17 protein-coding genes, 1 pseudogene and 1 riboswitch are annotated in these 13,876 nt (G+C 64.5%); of the genes and pseudogenes, 10 read left to right on the top strand and 8 right to left on the bottom strand.

What is annotated here, in order from left to right:
• Window positions 1-83 precede the first annotated feature (83 nt).
• The 3 genes and pseudogenes from XH88_RS19945 to XH88_RS19935 all read left to right on the top strand — a co-directional run bounded on the left by XH88_RS19945 (window position 84) and on the right by XH88_RS19935 (window position 2,641).
• Window positions 84-639 (top strand): annotated as a pseudogene (locus tag XH88_RS19945) (nucleoside 2-deoxyribosyltransferase).
• A 27-nt stretch (window positions 640-666) separates the two neighbouring features.
• Entirely contained in the window at window positions 667-1,401 is a 735-nt protein-coding gene (locus XH88_RS19940) for a TlyA family RNA methyltransferase (RefSeq protein WP_271669950.1), read from the top strand.
• Window positions 1,394-2,641 carry a class I SAM-dependent RNA methyltransferase gene (locus XH88_RS19935; RefSeq protein WP_271669949.1) on the top strand — a complete coding sequence of 416 codons (1,248 nt, stop codon included), beginning with the start codon at window positions 1,394-1,396 and terminating at the stop codon, window positions 2,639-2,641. Before XH88_RS19940 ends, XH88_RS19935 begins: the two co-directional genes overlap by 8 nt.
• On the opposite strand, the gene XH88_RS19930 is transcribed toward XH88_RS19935, so the two are convergent.
• Window positions 2,642-3,232, bottom strand: a complete 591-nt coding sequence (locus XH88_RS19930) for a hypothetical protein (RefSeq protein ID WP_271669948.1) — start codon at window positions 3,230-3,232, stop codon at window positions 2,642-2,644.
• 327 nt (window positions 3,233-3,559) lie between these two features.
• On the opposite strand from XH88_RS19930, the gene XH88_RS19925 reads away from it, so the two are divergent.
• The gene (locus XH88_RS19925; protein WP_271669947.1) at window positions 3,560-4,384 is read left to right on the top strand and encodes a nucleotidyltransferase domain-containing protein; all 825 of its coding nucleotides are present in this window, start codon (window positions 3,560-3,562) and stop codon (window positions 4,382-4,384) included.
• 4 nt (window positions 4,385-4,388) lie between these two features.
• On the opposite strand, the gene XH88_RS19920 is transcribed toward XH88_RS19925, so the two are convergent.
• Window positions 4,389-5,024, bottom strand: coding sequence for a hypothetical protein (locus tag XH88_RS19920; protein WP_271669946.1), 636 nt, complete (start codon window positions 5,022-5,024; stop codon window positions 4,389-4,391).
• Between the two features lie 173 nt (window positions 5,025-5,197).
• Window positions 5,198-6,073 (bottom strand): DUF1194 domain-containing protein, encoded by an 876-nt coding sequence (locus XH88_RS19915; protein ID WP_271669945.1) that lies wholly within the window; start codon window positions 6,071-6,073, stop codon window positions 5,198-5,200.
• Window positions 6,074-6,295: 222 nt separating this feature from the next.
• Window positions 6,296-6,374, top strand: a riboswitch (Fluoride riboswitch).
• 88 nt (window positions 6,375-6,462) lie between these two features.
• Here XH88_RS19915 and XH88_RS19910 point away from each other — a divergent pair.
• The 5 genes from XH88_RS19910 to clpS are packed head-to-tail and all read left to right on the top strand — an operon-like array spanning window position 6,463 to window position 9,203.
• Window positions 6,463-7,671, top strand: a complete 1,209-nt coding sequence (locus XH88_RS19910; RefSeq protein ID WP_271669944.1) for an MFS transporter — start codon at window positions 6,463-6,465, stop codon at window positions 7,669-7,671.
• A 16-nt stretch (window positions 7,672-7,687) separates the two neighbouring features.
• Complete coding sequence (crcB, locus tag XH88_RS19905) at window positions 7,688-8,077, top strand: fluoride efflux transporter CrcB (protein WP_271669943.1); 390 nt, start codon at window positions 7,688-7,690, stop codon at window positions 8,075-8,077.
• Window positions 8,078-8,083: 6 nt separating this feature from the next.
• Window positions 8,084-8,509: a fluoride efflux transporter CrcB gene (gene crcB, locus XH88_RS19900; protein ID WP_271669942.1), complete on the top strand. Its 426-nt coding sequence runs from the start codon at window positions 8,084-8,086 to the stop codon at window positions 8,507-8,509.
• A 2-nt stretch (window positions 8,510-8,511) separates the two neighbouring features.
• Window positions 8,512-8,853, top strand: a complete 342-nt coding sequence (locus XH88_RS19895) for a DUF190 domain-containing protein (RefSeq protein ID WP_271669941.1) — start codon at window positions 8,512-8,514, stop codon at window positions 8,851-8,853.
• Between the two features lie 44 nt (window positions 8,854-8,897).
• A complete protein-coding gene (gene clpS, locus XH88_RS19890; RefSeq protein WP_271669940.1) occupies window positions 8,898-9,203 on the top strand; it encodes an ATP-dependent Clp protease adapter ClpS in 306 nt (101 codons plus the stop codon).
• Window positions 9,204-9,234: 31 nt separating this feature from the next.
• On the opposite strand, the gene XH88_RS19885 is transcribed toward clpS, so the two are convergent.
• From XH88_RS19885 to XH88_RS19875, 3 genes are read right to left on the bottom strand one after another with little or no spacing between them, the layout of a single operon-like run.
• Window positions 9,235-10,425, bottom strand: a complete 1,191-nt coding sequence (locus tag XH88_RS19885) for an adenylate/guanylate cyclase domain-containing protein (RefSeq protein ID WP_271669939.1) — start codon at window positions 10,423-10,425, stop codon at window positions 9,235-9,237.
• Window positions 10,386-10,895, bottom strand: a complete 510-nt coding sequence (locus tag XH88_RS19880) for a hypothetical protein (RefSeq protein ID WP_271669938.1) — start codon at window positions 10,893-10,895, stop codon at window positions 10,386-10,388. The genes XH88_RS19885 and XH88_RS19880 overlap by 40 nt, the downstream gene beginning before the upstream one ends.
• Before the next feature lie 8 nt (window positions 10,896-10,903).
• Window positions 10,904-11,338: a nuclear transport factor 2 family protein gene (locus XH88_RS19875; RefSeq protein WP_271669937.1), complete on the bottom strand. Its 435-nt coding sequence runs from the start codon at window positions 11,336-11,338 to the stop codon at window positions 10,904-10,906.
• A 161-nt stretch (window positions 11,339-11,499) separates the two neighbouring features.
• Between XH88_RS19875 and XH88_RS19870 the strand changes: the two genes are divergently transcribed.
• Window positions 11,500-12,060 (top strand): TetR family transcriptional regulator, encoded by a 561-nt coding sequence (locus XH88_RS19870; protein ID WP_271669936.1) that lies wholly within the window; start codon window positions 11,500-11,502, stop codon window positions 12,058-12,060.
• 38 nt (window positions 12,061-12,098) lie between these two features.
• Here the strand turns inward: XH88_RS19870 and aroC are convergent, their stop codons facing one another.
• On the bottom strand, window positions 12,099-13,187 hold the full coding sequence (aroC, locus tag XH88_RS19865) for a chorismate synthase (protein ID WP_271669935.1): 1,089 nt from the start codon (window positions 13,185-13,187) through the stop codon (window positions 12,099-12,101).
• A gap of 86 nt (window positions 13,188-13,273) precedes the next feature.
• Complete coding sequence (locus XH88_RS19860; protein ID WP_271669934.1) at window positions 13,274-13,873, bottom strand: histidine phosphatase family protein; 600 nt, start codon at window positions 13,871-13,873, stop codon at window positions 13,274-13,276.
• Window positions 13,874-13,876: the final 3 nt, after the last annotated feature.

Raw genomic sequence — 13,876 nt, 5'->3', positions numbered from 1 at the left:
CGCCCCTGGCGATGCGAAGCATCGTCCAGGCAGCTCGCCTGAATTTCTCCGAAGCAGTCATCCATGAAAAGAAGCAGTCATCCATGAAAATCTATCTGGCAGGCCCTGACGTGTTCCTGCCGGATGCCATTGAGATCGGCCGGCAGAAGGCCGCGATCTGTGTCGCACACGGCTTGACCGGTCTCTATCCTCTCGACAACGCGGTCGACCTCACGGCGCCCGACGCCTCGCGCCGGATCTTCTGCGGCAACGAGGCGATGATGGATGCGGCCGATGCCATCATCGCCAATCTCACCCCGTTCCGCGGCGCCGGCGCCGATCCCGGCACCGTCTACGAGTTCGGCTACATGGCCGGCCGCCGCAAGTTCTGTCTGGCCTATTCCAACGATGGCACCACTTATGCCGACCGTCTCCGCCGCTTTGTGGCCGTCACCTCCGAAGATGGGGCGGCTGGTCGATGCCCAGGGGCTGACGGTCGAGGATTTCGGCCTTGTCGACAACCTCATGATGATCCATGCGCTGGAACTGCACGGCTGTCCGCTGGTGACGCCGGCAGAGCAGCCGGTCGACGTCTGGCATGATCTCGCCGCGTTCGAGACTTGCGTCCGGATGGCAGCCGCGCGATGGATCGCTACATAAGCACTTCTATCCTCTTTCGGAGATCCGATGTCCCCAGCCCGCAAGCGCGCGGATGTTCTGCTGGTCGAGCGTGGCCTGTTCGAGAGCCGGGCGCGGGCGCGCGCGGCGATCGAAGCCGGGCTCGTCACGGCCGACGAGAAGCGGGTCGCAAAGCCCTCAGAGACAATCGCCGAGGACGCGGTGATCCAGGCCGAGCCGGCGCATCCCTACGTCTCGCGCGGCGGCGTCAAGCTTGCCGGGGCACTCGAGCATTATCCCATCGAGGTTGAGGATCATGTCTGCCTCGACGTCGGCTCGTCCACCGGCGGTTTCACCGAGGTGCTGCTGGCCAATGGGGCGAGCCTGGTGTTCGCGGTCGATGTCGGCACCAGCCAGTTGCACGCCTCGTTACGCGGCCATCCGAAAATCGTGTCGATGGAGGAGACCGACATCCGCAGCTATGAGGGCAAGCGGCTGCCGGCCCGGCCCGATGTCGTCGTCATTGACGTCAGCTTCATCTCGCTCAAGACGGTGCTTCCCGTGGCCCTGTCGCTGGCCGCGGCGCCGATGAGCCTGCTGGCGCTGATCAAGCCGCAATTCGAAGCCGATCGGAAGCACAACAAGAAGGGCATCATCCGCGATGCCGCCGTGCATCAGGAGATCTGCGACGACATCGCGGCGTTCGCGGCATCGCTCGGCTGCACCGACATCGAGGTCTTTCCATCCTCGATCGCCGGGGGCGACGGCAACGTCGAATTCTTCCTGGGCGCGCGCCGTGGTTGAGCGCATCACAATCGATCACGTCGGCCATCGCGGCGATGGCGTCTCGCTCACGACGGACGGTGCGGTCTACGTGCCCTACACGCTTGGCGGCGAGAGCGTCGAGGTTGATCATGTCGCCGGCCATCATCCCGACCGCCGCAAGCTGTTGGCGGTCGACGTCGCCAGTCCCGAACGCATCGAACCGTTCTGTCCGCATTTCGGCGTCTGCGGGGGCTGTGCGATCCAGCACTGGGCAGCGGAGCCGTATCATGCCTGGAAGCGCAACATCGTGGTCGAGACACTGGCGCAGGCGGGCATCGAGTGCGAGGTGGCGCCGCTGGTCGATGCTCACGGCGCAGGTCGCCGGCGCGTCACGCTCCACGGCCGCTTCGGCACGCATGATATTCTGAAGGTCGGCTTCTCGGCCACGAGCTCGCACGACGTCATCCCGATCCATCGCTGCCCGATCCTCGATCCTGCCCTTGAAGGCGCACTCGACGCCGCCTGGGCACTCGCCGAACTCCTGACGTCCAAAATGCCGGTGACGAAGCCGCTCGACATCCAGGTCACCGCGACCGCCAACGGCCTTGACATCGACGTGCGTGGCTCCGGCCCGCTGCCGACACCGCTGGTCACGGCGCTGTCGCGTGTTGCCGAGCAGCACCGTCTGGCGCGGCTGACGCGACATGGCGAGCTCGTGCTGCAACGCCTGCCGTCGACGGTGAAGATGGGCCGTGCCGAAGTGACGCTGCCGCCGGGCTCGTTCCTGCAGGCAACCGTGTCGGGCGAGGAGACGCTGGCCGCCCTGGTTGGCGAACGCGTCGGCAAGGCCAAAGAGGTTGTCGACCTCTTCTGCGGCGTCGGTCCGTTTGCGCTCAGGCTCGCAGAGAAGGCGCGCGTCACCGCCTACGACAACGACTCCGGCGCCATCGCCGCACTGGCAAGGGCTGCGCGCACACCGGGACTGAAGCCGATCAAGGCCGAGCCGCGCGACCTATTCCGCCGTCCGCTGGTCCCCACGGAGCTGCGCGACTTCGACGCAGCGGTGTTCGATCCGCCGCGCCAGGGCGCCCAGGCGCAGGCGCTGAAACTCGCTGCGAGCAAGGTGCCGGTCGTGATCGCAGTGTCCTGCAACGTCGCGACATTTGCCCGCGACGCGCGATTGCTGATCGACGGTGGTTACAAGATCGATGCGGTGGTTCCGGTCGATCAATTCCGCCACACCCCACATGTCGAGCTGGTGGCGAAGTTCACGCGCTAGCTACCGCCGCAGCGCCCCGAGTGCCGGTGACTCGCCGGGCAGCATGTTCGATCGGATATCGCTGTCCATCCGGCCCGAGTCCAGCTGGGTGAAGCCGGCCCCGAAAGAGAGGCTGAGGTTGGACGTCGGCTTGACCTCGACGCCGGCAAACGCGCCGTAGCCGGGCGCGGCGGCGGAGGTCAACGGCGCAACCGAGCTGCCGATCCCGTTGCCGTATTTCAGCGTGTCGAAGCCGGCAAAGAACGTCACAGGCGAGCCGCCCGCCGTCTTCATGTTGTAGCCGAATTGGGTGCTGTCGAAGGACAGCGCGCTGAAACTGCTCGCGGGTCCCGCCTGGGTGAAACCGCTCGGACCGAGACTGCCGCTCTGGCTTCCGACAAAGAAACCGGAGCGAAAGTCGTAGCCACTATTGGCATCACCGGCATTGAAGCCTGGAAAATTGCCGTAGCTGTCGGCGCGGCCGCCATAGCCAAAAGCCCCGCCGGGGATCCAATACCGCAGGGGGGCGACTTGTGCACGAGCCGGCGTTCCACTGACGCAGAGCACAGCCACGAGAGCTGCAAGACCGCTGAAACGAGTAAGGCTGGGCATTCGGGTAACCGTCGGAATGATCGATAGATTATACGCGACGAAGGCGGCAAATTCCAGCCGGTCGGCATGCGCTTCACCCGGTTCCCGAGCCACTCATCCGGAATGTGACCTGGTTGCCGTCGGATGCTCGACGGCCATGGGTTTCTCAATTGGCCAGCGACCTGGTTTCGGCAGCATGATGGATATGATCGGTTTGGTCGGCTATTGAGACCCGGTCTCGATGACATTGGTCGCGAGAGCGCCGAACGAGAGCGTGGCGCCGCTGCCGCCGCGCCCGGCAAACATAGAAGACAACAGACACAGTTCATGCCGCCCGATCCCTTGCTCATGCGCCTGACTTCCGCCTTTGCTGAGGTGCCGGGCATCGAGGCCATCGTGCTAGGCGGCTCACGTGCGCGGGGCAGCGCGCGTCCGGCCTCCGACTACGATATCGGACTCTATTTTACGGCGGCCGTGCCGCTCGATACGGATCGGCTGCTCGCGGCCGCGCGGGCGATTGCCGACAATCCCGCGGCCACTTCGGTGACGCCAATCGGGGAATGGGGGCCTTGGATCGTCGGCGGTGCGTGGCTCTCCGTCGAGGGGCACAAGGTCGATCTACTCTACCGCGACGCCGATGCCGTCAAGGCCGCGATGGACTCCTGCCAGGCCGGCATCGTTACGATGGACTACCAGCCCGGCCATCCGCACGGCTTCTGCTCGGCGATCTGGATGGGCGAGATTGCTTATTGCCAGGCGCTGCACGATCCGCGGGCCCTGATCGCCGGGCTAAAATCGATCGCGCAGCCCTATCCGCGACCGCTGCGCGATGCCTTGATACGGCGCTTTCAATGGGAGGTGCTGTTTAGCATCGAGAACGCCGAGCTTGCGATCACGCGCGGCGAGCAGGCCCATGTCGCCGGATGCATCTACCGATCTCTCGCCTGCACCGCTCAAGTCCTGTTCGCGCTGAACGAGCGCTATCTCATCAACGAAAAGGGAGGGCTGCAGGAAGCGGCGCACTTGCCGCTGACGATTCCGCGTCTGGTAGAGCAGGCAAAACGGGCCTGGCAATTATTGGGCAAGGGCGACCTTGTATCTGCCTGCGGCGCGTTGCGGGAGATCGATCGGAAGCTGCTGAGGCTGACGCAGTCGAGCGGGAAGCAGCCGTAACCGGCTATGCCGTCCGGTCCACCGAAGATGACGAATCCGCCGGCGGATATTTCGTCACAGGCACCATGAAGGATTTGGTTCCGACCTGGTAGATGATCTTGCCGTTCTGCCCGTCGTCCGTCGCAATCTGCGATTGCCCGAACATGATGACGTTCTTGTAAACGATCCCGGTGCCCTGGCGGGTGATGCCGTCGGTGGTGACCACGACCTGCGCTTCATTGCCGCTGACGGAGACCACCTTGAAGCTTGCGCTCTTGCCGATGTCAGCCGCATAGCCGCCCCAGCTTCCCACCAATCGACTGTCGGAAGCCGGCGGAGCCTGCTTTGTCAGCGTCGCGGTCTGCTTGCCGGCACCGCCCACCGAGAACACCAGCGCCAGGTTCTTGCCATCCTTGGTACCGACCGAGACCCCGCCAAAGCTAATGACCCCGCCCTGGACCTCGCCAATGCCCCGCTCGGTGTGGCCGTTATGAGTGTACTCGACCTGCGCGCGGGGACCGCGGATATTCACCACCTTGAATTCGACGGCCTGGTTGTTGCCGACCCAACTGCCTTTCCAATCACCGACAAGGGCGCTCTGGTGATACAGTCGCTCGTTGGCCGGCGAGATCTGGTTGGTACTGGATGGGAGGATGGCCATCGGGCTGCTCGTGAACGGGTGCGACAAACCCCGCTTTCGTTTGCTGGCCAGCGATTCCGAGGCGCCGGACGGAAACAAAGAGAAACGGTCGGATTAGGGCCATGCGTCGGTTAACAGGCGGTTAAGTTCATCATCGGCCGAAACGAGGCGAAAAATCTCGGCTGACGCGCGCCTCAGCGACCCCAGCGGTCCGACCAGATCTTCTCGCCGATCGTGCAACTCACGCGCGGCTCCTTGTCTTTGTCGGCAACGTGCACCACCGGACGATCGGGCGTGCGGCCGGCGACCTCCATCAGCAGCTTGGTGCGAATGGCCTCCTTGAACTTCTCGCGATCCTTGATCGCAATCACGAAGGAGCCGGGACCGCCGATGACGCAATCCTCGTAGTAGTAATCGAGATTGTCGATATCCATGGTCGAATAGGATGGTTCCTTGACCATGATTGGCAGGCCGTTGATGACGATGCCCTTCTCGAGCGCGGCATCGCGCGCCAGGGTGACCGGGCCGCCATTGTTGTTGGGACCGTCGCCGGAAATGTCGATGACGCGACGGAGGCCGTGATAGGGATCCTCGTCAAACAGCGGCATCGCGAATCCGATCGCACCCGATATCGAGGTACGCGAGGCGCGGCGGATCGGCGTCTTCATGATCTCGCCCGCGACCGCATCCGCTGTCTCCGGTCCGTCGATGAGGCGCCAGGGGATGATGATCTTCTGGTCGTTGGACGCCGCCCATTCGAAATAGGTCACCGCGATCCTGCCGGAGGGGCCGGCCTTCAGCGCTTGCAAGAACTCCTTGGATTGGATCGCCAGCGCATAGCCCTCGCGCTGGATTGCGAGTTCGTCCATGTCCATGGAATAGGAGACGTCGACTGCGAGGATCAGCTCGACGTCGACCGACTGGGCATCGCCGTCCGCCGCCTGCCGCTGCCGCGACGATTCAAACTTCGGCGGTCCAGATTTGGGACTTGGTGCCGCGATGCTCGCGACGTCCCCTCCGGCAAGTATACCGGTCACCAGCACAGCCCCGATCGAGAAAAGCAAGCGCATCGCAGCCTCCCGTCGTATGACGCGATGGTGACATGCAAACGTCTTGCCGGAAAGCGCGAAGATCGCTTGTGCTTCACATTCAGGTTAGGGATTTGCAGACTCGAGTTTTCGCGCACCAGCGCGATATCGCCGCCATGTCGCCACGCTTGCGCCGCGACCCCTTCGCGACGAGGAACAGCGTGCCGCCCCACTTGTTCCCTGTGATTTCCATGCTAGGCTGACGACACAGATGGGGATGGAGTCCCCCGACAACCGCCCGGCGGTCGAACAACCGTAGTGGGCTGATGACTCCTGCTCGAGGTGAGGCAATGAGCCTCTGCCTTTGGTGGGAGCATGGAGAGGCCCGCCGATGGCGGGTTTTTTGTTGCCTGAAACACAAGGCCAGGACGTTGACCACGACGACACATCATGAGCGCGCCAAGCTGCCCAGCGGAATCTGGGTGCTCGGCTTCGTCTCGATGCTGATGGACGTCTCCTCCGAGATGATCCACGCGCTGCTGCCGGTCTATCTCGTCACCGTGCTCGGCGCCTCCACGCTCGAGGTCGGCTTCATCGAGGGCATCGCGGAGGCAACCGCCGCGATCACGAAGATCTTCTCCGGAGTGCTGTCGGATTGGCTAGGCCGCCGGAAGCTGCTTGCGGCCCTCGGCTATGGGCTGGCCGCGGTGACCAAGCCGTTGTTCCCGCTCGCGCCCAGCGTCGGCTGGCTGGTCGCGGCGCGCTTCATCGATCGCGTCGGCAAGGGCATTCGCGGCGCGCCCCGCGACGCGCTGATTGCCGATATCGCGCCCGCTGGCCTGCGCGGCGCGAGCTTCGGCCTGCGGCAGTCGCTCGACACGGTCGGCGCCTTCGTCGGACCGCTCGTCGCGATCGGCCTGATGTGGTGGACATCAGATCATTTTGTCGCCGTGTTCTGGGTGGCCGTGGTGCCGGCGTTTCTGTCCTTCGGACTGATCACCTTCGCCGTCGACGAACCAGAGCCGGACCCGAGTCGGGAGCCCGCGAAGAACCCGCTCAGCATCGCCGCGATGCGGCAGCTCGGTCCGGTTTATTGGCGCGTCGTCGCGGTTGGCGTCGTCTTCACGCTTGCCCGTTTCAGCGAGGCCTTTCTGATCCTTCGCGCCCAGAACATCGGGCTCAATGCAATGTGGGTTCCGGCAGTGCTGGTGCTGATGAACATCATCTACGCGCTCTCGGCCTATCCGGCCGGGGCGCTGTCGGACCGGATCAACCGGACCGCCCTGCTCGCGATCGGACTCGTCGTTCTCGCCGGCGCCGACCTCGCCCTCGCGCTGCTGCCGAACCTGGCCGGCCTCGCCCTCGGCGTCGTGCTGTGGGGACTGCATATGGGACTGACCCAAGGCTCACTATCGGCGCTTGTCGCCGATACCGCACCGCCAAGCCTGCGCGGCACCGCATTCGGCTATTTCAATCTGTTCACGGGGCTTGCGATGCTGGCCGCGAGCGTCATCGCCGGTGCGCTTTGGGACGCCTATGGTCCGACAGGGACGTTCCTCGCGGGACTCGGCTTTGCATTGGCCGCACTGGTGGGACTGCTCGCCATCGGCAACGGTCTGGCGGCGGAGGACAAGGGATGACCGGGAGCTATTCATCGTGCTGAGCGGAGTGATCGCAATCGTGGCCGGCAGCGCGCTGGGTGGCTGCGCTCGGTATTTCGTCTCCGGCGCGATCGCGCGGCGACTGGGCGAGACGTTTCCCTGGGGCACAATGACCATCAACGTCACCGGCGCCTTCCTGATCGGCACCTTGGGCGCGCTGGCGACTCATCCCGGCTCGGTGTTCGCGACGCCCAATCCGTGGCTGTTCGCGGTGACCGGCTTCCTCGGCTGTTACACCACGGTGTCCTCGTTCAGCCTGCAAACGCTGACCTTGGCACGCAACGGCGAGCCGCTGCACGCTCTCGGCAATGTCGTGGTCTCTGTCGGGCTGTGCCTCGCGGCAGTGAGCTGCGGCTTCCTGCTTGCGGACAGTCTGGGAGGCTAGCGGCAGATGAAGCCCTCCTCCGCGGACCGCCGGCGCACGGCGCTGCTTTACGCCTGGGTTTCTGCCGGCAGCATGGTCGGCGGACTCACGCGTTATCTGGTCGGGCTCGCTCTCGATACCGGCCCCGGCTTTCCCTTCGCGACGTTGTTCATCAACGCGACAGGCTCGCTCATCATCGGCTTCTACGCCACACTGACCGGCCCCGACGGCCGCATGCTGGCGCGGCCGGAGCACCGGCAGTTCGTGATGACCGGCTTCTGCGGCGGCTACACCACCTTCTCGACCTTCAGTCTCGAGACCTTCCGCCTGATCCATGCCGGCATGAAATATGCCGCGCTCGCCTATATCGCTACGTCCGTCGTCTGCTGGCTGGCATCCGTATGGGCAGGGCATATGATCGCGAGCCGCTACAACCGCTTGACCAGGAGTTGACCATGCAAATCCCCAATCAGGCTGTCTTGCTCCGGATCTTCATCGGCGAAAGCGACCATTACGACGGCAAGCCGCTGTACGAAGCCATCGTGCTGGCAGCGCGCGAGCGACATCTCGCCGGTGCCACCGTACTGCGCGGCCCGATGGGGTTTGGCAAGTCGAGCCGGCTGCACACTTCGAAGATCCTGCGGCTCTCGGAAGACCTGCCGCTGCTGATCGAGATCGTCGACAGCGAGGACAACATCAACGCATTCCTGCCCATCCTGGATGGCATGATGTCGAGCGGCCTGATCACCTTGGAGAAGGTACAGGTCCTGCAATATGGTGCGAAGGCCGCGAGCTGATCGCTCCGGCCGGGAACCCAAGCCCGCCGTGCCCAGGAGGCGGAATGAGCGACACCGTCACCACGCCGAAAACCAGGACCAAGACCAAAGTCGAGCGGCCCAAGCTGCACAAGGTCATCCTGATCAACGATGACTACACGCCGCGCGAATTCGTCACCATGGTCCTCAAGGCCGAATTCCGCATGACCGAGGATCAGGCCTACAAGGTCATGATCACGGCGCACAAGCTGGGCGCCTGCGTCGTCGCCGTATTCACCAAGGACGTCGCCGAAACCAAGGCCACCCGCGCCACCGACGCCGGCCGCGCCAAGGGCTATCCGCTGCTGTTCACAACCGAGCCGGAGGAATAAGGCTCATCTTGCGAAAATAAACTTCAGCTCATCACGCCATCACCACCGGCGTCTCCTCCGCCAGCCCGTACACGCGCTGCGTCTTGGATAATCCCGCGATCGGAAAATCGCCGAGCTCGCGCCAGTCGTGCTGGCAGGCTTTGGCAAAGCCCTCCGACACCACCACTGTCCGCCCCAGGCGGCCCGCGATCTTTTCCATCCGCGCCGCGAGATTGACGGCGGGACCGATACAGGTGAAGTCGAGCCGGTTGCCGCCGCCGATGTTGCCGTAGAGGATGTTACCGACATGCAGCGCGACGCCGAAGCGGAAGCGCTCGATGACATCGCCGACCGGAAACGCCAGCGCCTCGACGCTGGCGCGGGATTCGCGGGCGGCCTCCAGCACGCGCGTGCAGACATGCGCGGCATCGCCGATATATTCATCGATCGGAAACACCGCGAGCAGACCATCGCCCATGAATTTCAAGACCTCACCGCCGTGGCCGCGGATCGCGGCGACCTGGCAATCGAAATAATCGTTGAGGATCTCGACCACGGTCTCGGCCGGTAGCCGGTCCGACAATGCGGTGAAGCCGCGCAGATCCGACAGCCAGATCGCAGCCTGCATGGTATCGTTGTGGCCGCGGCGGATCTGGCCGCCGAGGATGCGTGCGCCGGCGCGGTTGCCGACATAAGTGTCCAGCAGCATCTCGGCGGTGCGGCGCAGGCTGATGATCTCGCTGACGCGGGCGAGCGGAGTCACGATCGAGCGGATCGCCGCGATGTGAGCATCGGTGAAACCGCCGGGATGGCGCGTCGTCCAGCTCGTGGCGTGGACCGAGCCGTCGAGAAACGGCATCGGGACGGCGACGTAGTCGGTCGCGCCTTCGGCACGCAGATCGTCGATGAACGGAAAGCGCTTGCTGTTGGGATCGTCGATGCGACCGCGGACCTCGACGCCCTGCTCGAACACGATCCGAAGGGGACTCTTGGCGAATTCGGGCGAGTCCAGGATTTCGAAATCGACCGTACCGATCTCGACTTCCTGGCCTTGCCGCCAGATGAAGTTGCGTCCGAAAATCTCCGGATGCAACGTGCGGATGAAGATACCGAAGCGCCACAGCGGCAGGCCGGCCTCGACCAGATACTCGCAAACGTCCGCGATCATCTCGGCCGGGTTCCCCGACGACCGCGCACCGTCGATCAGCCAGTTGGTGATGCGCTGGAACTCGGAGCTTTGCATGAGTCCATTTGGGGATGGACGACGGGCCTCGTCAAGCCGGTCGAACGGTGTGCTCGCGCATCGCGGCTATCCTCGCCGATCCGAGTTATGACGAGCCATGCAAACAGCAGCACGCTCGAGCCGACGACAATTGATGCGATACCGAGTACCGGCTCGGCGGCCTCGACACCACGGAGCTTGAGCAGCAGGGCGCCAAACATGACCGGGACACCGATATTGTGCATCCAGAATTGAGCGCCAGCGATGCGCCCCGCGGCGACCGAGGGATAGGCCGTGGCGGTCAGCCCGAACAACGCCATCGAGACCCAGCCGAGCAGGTTGATATGGGCGTGGAGCGGGAACAGCGAATGGTCGCCAGATGCGCCCATCATCACGCCGAGAAGCACTCCGGCGGCGAAATAGAGGGCGGCCAGCCGAAGCCAGATGCGGGCGCGTGGATTGTCCTTCATGACGTTCTCCTCGACGATCAATGGCGTGTTCACGCGTCATGCGGGGCGTTGAGTTGGCCGAGGATCGCCGGGAAATCGAGCCAGACGTTTTCGCGCTTGATCTGGCCGTCGGGCGCCATGTCGAACACGTGCAGCAGACGAAAGCTCAGCTTGCGTCCATGGCCTGGAATCCCGAAGGGCGCGCCAGGCGCCGTCCCTTCCCACATGCTCTCGTCCACCACGAAATCCGGCCCGTAGTAGCGCCGCAACGTGGTGACCTTCTCGCCCGAGAGGTCTGCGAACAGGGCGTCGTAGAAGCCGCGCGCCGCCGCCTTCCCCTGGACCGGGCCGGTGGGATACCCGACGACATCGTGCTCGACGTCGTCGACCATCGTGCTCAACACACCGTCTACGTCGTCCTCGGCTTCGAAACGGAAGTGGCGGTCGATCATGCGATCAAAGGTTTTCTTCAATTCGGCGTTCATGGGTTTCCCTTTGCTGGACAATTGTCTATAATGGGACACAGTCCCTTAATAAGACACGTGTCTCACATATGCCCGACAGAAAGTCAAGCCGAAGCGCGGATCGGAATCCGATCGAGACCGATGGCCGCGCAAACCAGAAGCGCCGCACGCGCCAAGCCCTGATGGACGCTGCAATTGCGCTTCGGGATGAAGGACGCAACCCGACCTTTGCCGAGGTGGCCGAGCGCGCGCTGGTCTCGCGCGCCACCGCATATCGCTATTTTTCCTCGCTCGAAGCTTTGATCAGCGAAACGGCGACCGAGCGCGGCCTTGTGCCCCTGGAGCACATCTGGCGGCCCGGCGATGATCCGGCCGACGGCATCTCGCGGGCCTCACGTGAAATGATGAAGCTGATGCTCGCTGACGAGGTCGGCCTGCATGTGATGGAACGCTCGTTCATGGCCGTATGGCTCGACAACGATCCAGGCGCGCGGCCACCGCGGCCCGGCCGGCGCATGAAGTTCATCTTGCCGATGGTCGAAGCGCTGAAGGGGGAACTGTCATCCGCCGCACGCCGACGCCTCGCGCACGCGCTGTCGATGGTGATGGGCAGCGAGGCCGCCCTGGCGATACGCGACATCGGGGGCGCCAGCATCGACGAGGCACTTGCTGCCGCCGGCTGGGCGGCGAGGGCCCTTGTCAACCAGGCGCGAAGCGACGCTGCGGAGGCGCGGCGCAAGTAGCGGGATGCGCGCCTTGGCGAGAGCCGCCCTAACCTAAATCAGCGCCCGACCTGGCCGCGATCGCGCAGGAAATGATCGGCCAGCACGCAGGCCATCATGGCTTCGCCGACCGGGACGGCGCGGATTCCGACGCAAGGGTCGTGGCGGCCTTTCGTGAAAATCTCGGTGTCGGCGCCTTGGCGATCGACGGTCAGGCGCGGCTGGAGGATCGACGAGGTCGGCTTCACCGCGAAACGCACCACGATCGGCTGCCCGGTGGAGATGCCGCCCAGAATGCCGCCGGCATGGTTGGAGAGAAAGCGTGTGCCGTCATTGCCGGTGCGCATCTCGTCGGCGTTCTCCTCGCCGGTCAATTCGGCTGCACCGAAGCCGGCGCCGATCTCGACGCCCTTCACCGCATTGATGGTCATCATCGCGCCGGCGAGATCGGAATCCAGCTTGGCGTAGATCGGTGCACCGAAGCCTGCCGGCACGCCTTCGGCGACGATCTCGAGCACCGCGCCGATCGACGAGCCGCTCTTGCGGATGCCGTCCAGATAGGTCTCGAAGAACGCCGCCTTGTCCTTGTCAGGACAGAAGAACGGATTTTTGGCGATCTCGTCCCAGTCCCACTTCTCGCGGTCGATCTTGTGCGGCCCGATCTGCACCAACGCGCCGCGCACCCTGACGTCAGGCAGCACCTTTCGCGCGATCGCACCGGCGGCGACGCGCATCGCAGTCTCGCGCGCCGACGAACGGCCGCCGCCGCGATAGTCGCGCAGGCCATACTTTGCTTCATAGGTGAAGTCGGCATGGCCCGGGCGAAACTTGTCCTTGATCTCCGAATAGTCCTTCGAGCGCTGGTCGGTGTTCTCGATCAGGAGCCCGATCGGCGTGCCCGTCGTCACCTGCACGCCGGTCTCCGGATGCGCCATCACGCCGGACAGGATCTTCACCTGGTCCGGCTCCTGGCGCTGGGTGGTGAAGCGCGACTGGCCCGGCTTGCGGCGATCGAGGTCCCGCTGAATGTCGGCCTCGGTGAGCGGGATCATCGGCGGGCAACCGTCGACCACGCAGCCAATCGCCACGCCGTGGCTTTCGCCGAAGGTGGTGACGCGGAACATGTGGCCGAAGGTGTTGAAGGACATTGTTGCTCGCTGGCTCGGTTCCGGCGTGTGGTAACGCGCGGGGGCCCGGGGGTCAAACCCCCGCCGCCACCCGGAGGCCTCGAGGCTTAGCCATACTTGTCTAGGCGGCCGTCGCGGAACACGTAGACGGCGCCCTGCTCGATATAGAGTTCGGCGGCGCTCACCGGCGTCTCCAGGCCGAGCGAGACCATCAGGGCCCGGCAGGTGCCGCCATGGGCAACCGCGACCGTGTCGGTCCGGAGCTGGTCGTACCAGGCACGCACGCGGACCTGGACGTCGGCATAGGTCTCGCCGCCCGCAGGCCCCACGGTCCATTTGTCGGCGAGGCGCCTGGCATAGATCTCCGGATCTTTCGCCTGGCTCTCGGCCAGCGTCAGCCCTTCCCAGACGCCATAACCGATCTCGCGCAGGCGATCATCCAGCGCGTAATCCATAACAGGCAATTCGAGCTTGCCGCGCGCGAGTTCCATGGTCTGGCGCGCCCGGCCCAGCGGGCTCGACACATAGGGCAGCGCCGCCTTGTCGCGGCCGTCGCGCCTGAGCAGGTCGGCGAGAATGAGGCCTGCCTGCACGGCCTGGTCGCGGCCGCGCGCATTCAGCGGAATGTCCTTCGTGCCCTGAAGCCTGCCGAGCGCATTCCACTCGGTCTCGCCGTGGCGGAGATAATAGATCGTGGGCACGGACATTGC

The sequence above is a fragment of the Bradyrhizobium sp. CCBAU 51627 genome (genome assembly GCF_028128765.1).
Lineage (GTDB): Bacteria > Pseudomonadota > Alphaproteobacteria > Rhizobiales > Xanthobacteraceae > Bradyrhizobium.
This window is presented reverse-complemented; position numbering and strand designations above follow the sequence as displayed.

Bases quoted from the DNA above. Each gene is read 5' to 3' on its own strand.
- XH88_RS19940 (WP_271669950.1), top strand. From the start codon at position 667: ATGTCCCCAGCCCGCAAGCGCGCGGATGTTCTGCTGGTCGAGCGTGGC.
- XH88_RS19895 (WP_271669941.1), top strand. From the start codon at position 8,512: ATGCAAATCCCCAATCAGGCTGTCTTGCTCCGGATCTTCATCGGCGAA.
- clpS (WP_271669940.1), top strand. From the start codon at position 8,898: ATGAGCGACACCGTCACCACGCCGAAAACCAGGACCAAGACCAAAGTC.
- aroC (WP_271669935.1), bottom strand. From the start codon at position 13,187: ATGTCCTTCAACACCTTCGGCCACATGTTCCGCGTCACCACCTTCGGC.
- XH88_RS19915 (WP_271669945.1), bottom strand. From the start codon at position 6,073: ATGCGCTTGCTTTTCTCGATCGGGGCTGTGCTGGTGACCGGTATACTT.
- XH88_RS19925 (WP_271669947.1), top strand. From the start codon at position 3,560: ATGCGCCTGACTTCCGCCTTTGCTGAGGTGCCGGGCATCGAGGCCATC.
- XH88_RS19930 (WP_271669948.1), bottom strand. From the start codon at position 3,232: ATGCCCAGCCTTACTCGTTTCAGCGGTCTTGCAGCTCTCGTGGCTGTG.
- crcB (WP_271669942.1), top strand. From the start codon at position 8,084: ATGAAGCCCTCCTCCGCGGACCGCCGGCGCACGGCGCTGCTTTACGCC.
- XH88_RS19920 (WP_271669946.1), bottom strand. From the start codon at position 5,024: ATGGCCATCCTCCCATCCAGTACCAACCAGATCTCGCCGGCCAACGAG.
- XH88_RS19870 (WP_271669936.1), top strand. From the start codon at position 11,500: ATGGACGCTGCAATTGCGCTTCGGGATGAAGGACGCAACCCGACCTTT.
- XH88_RS19875 (WP_271669937.1), bottom strand. From the start codon at position 11,338: ATGAACGCCGAATTGAAGAAAACCTTTGATCGCATGATCGACCGCCAC.
- XH88_RS19860 (WP_271669934.1), bottom strand. From the start codon at position 13,873: ATGTCCGTGCCCACGATCTATTATCTCCGCCACGGCGAGACCGAGTGG.
- XH88_RS19885 (WP_271669939.1), bottom strand. From the start codon at position 10,425: ATGCAAAGCTCCGAGTTCCAGCGCATCACCAACTGGCTGATCGACGGT.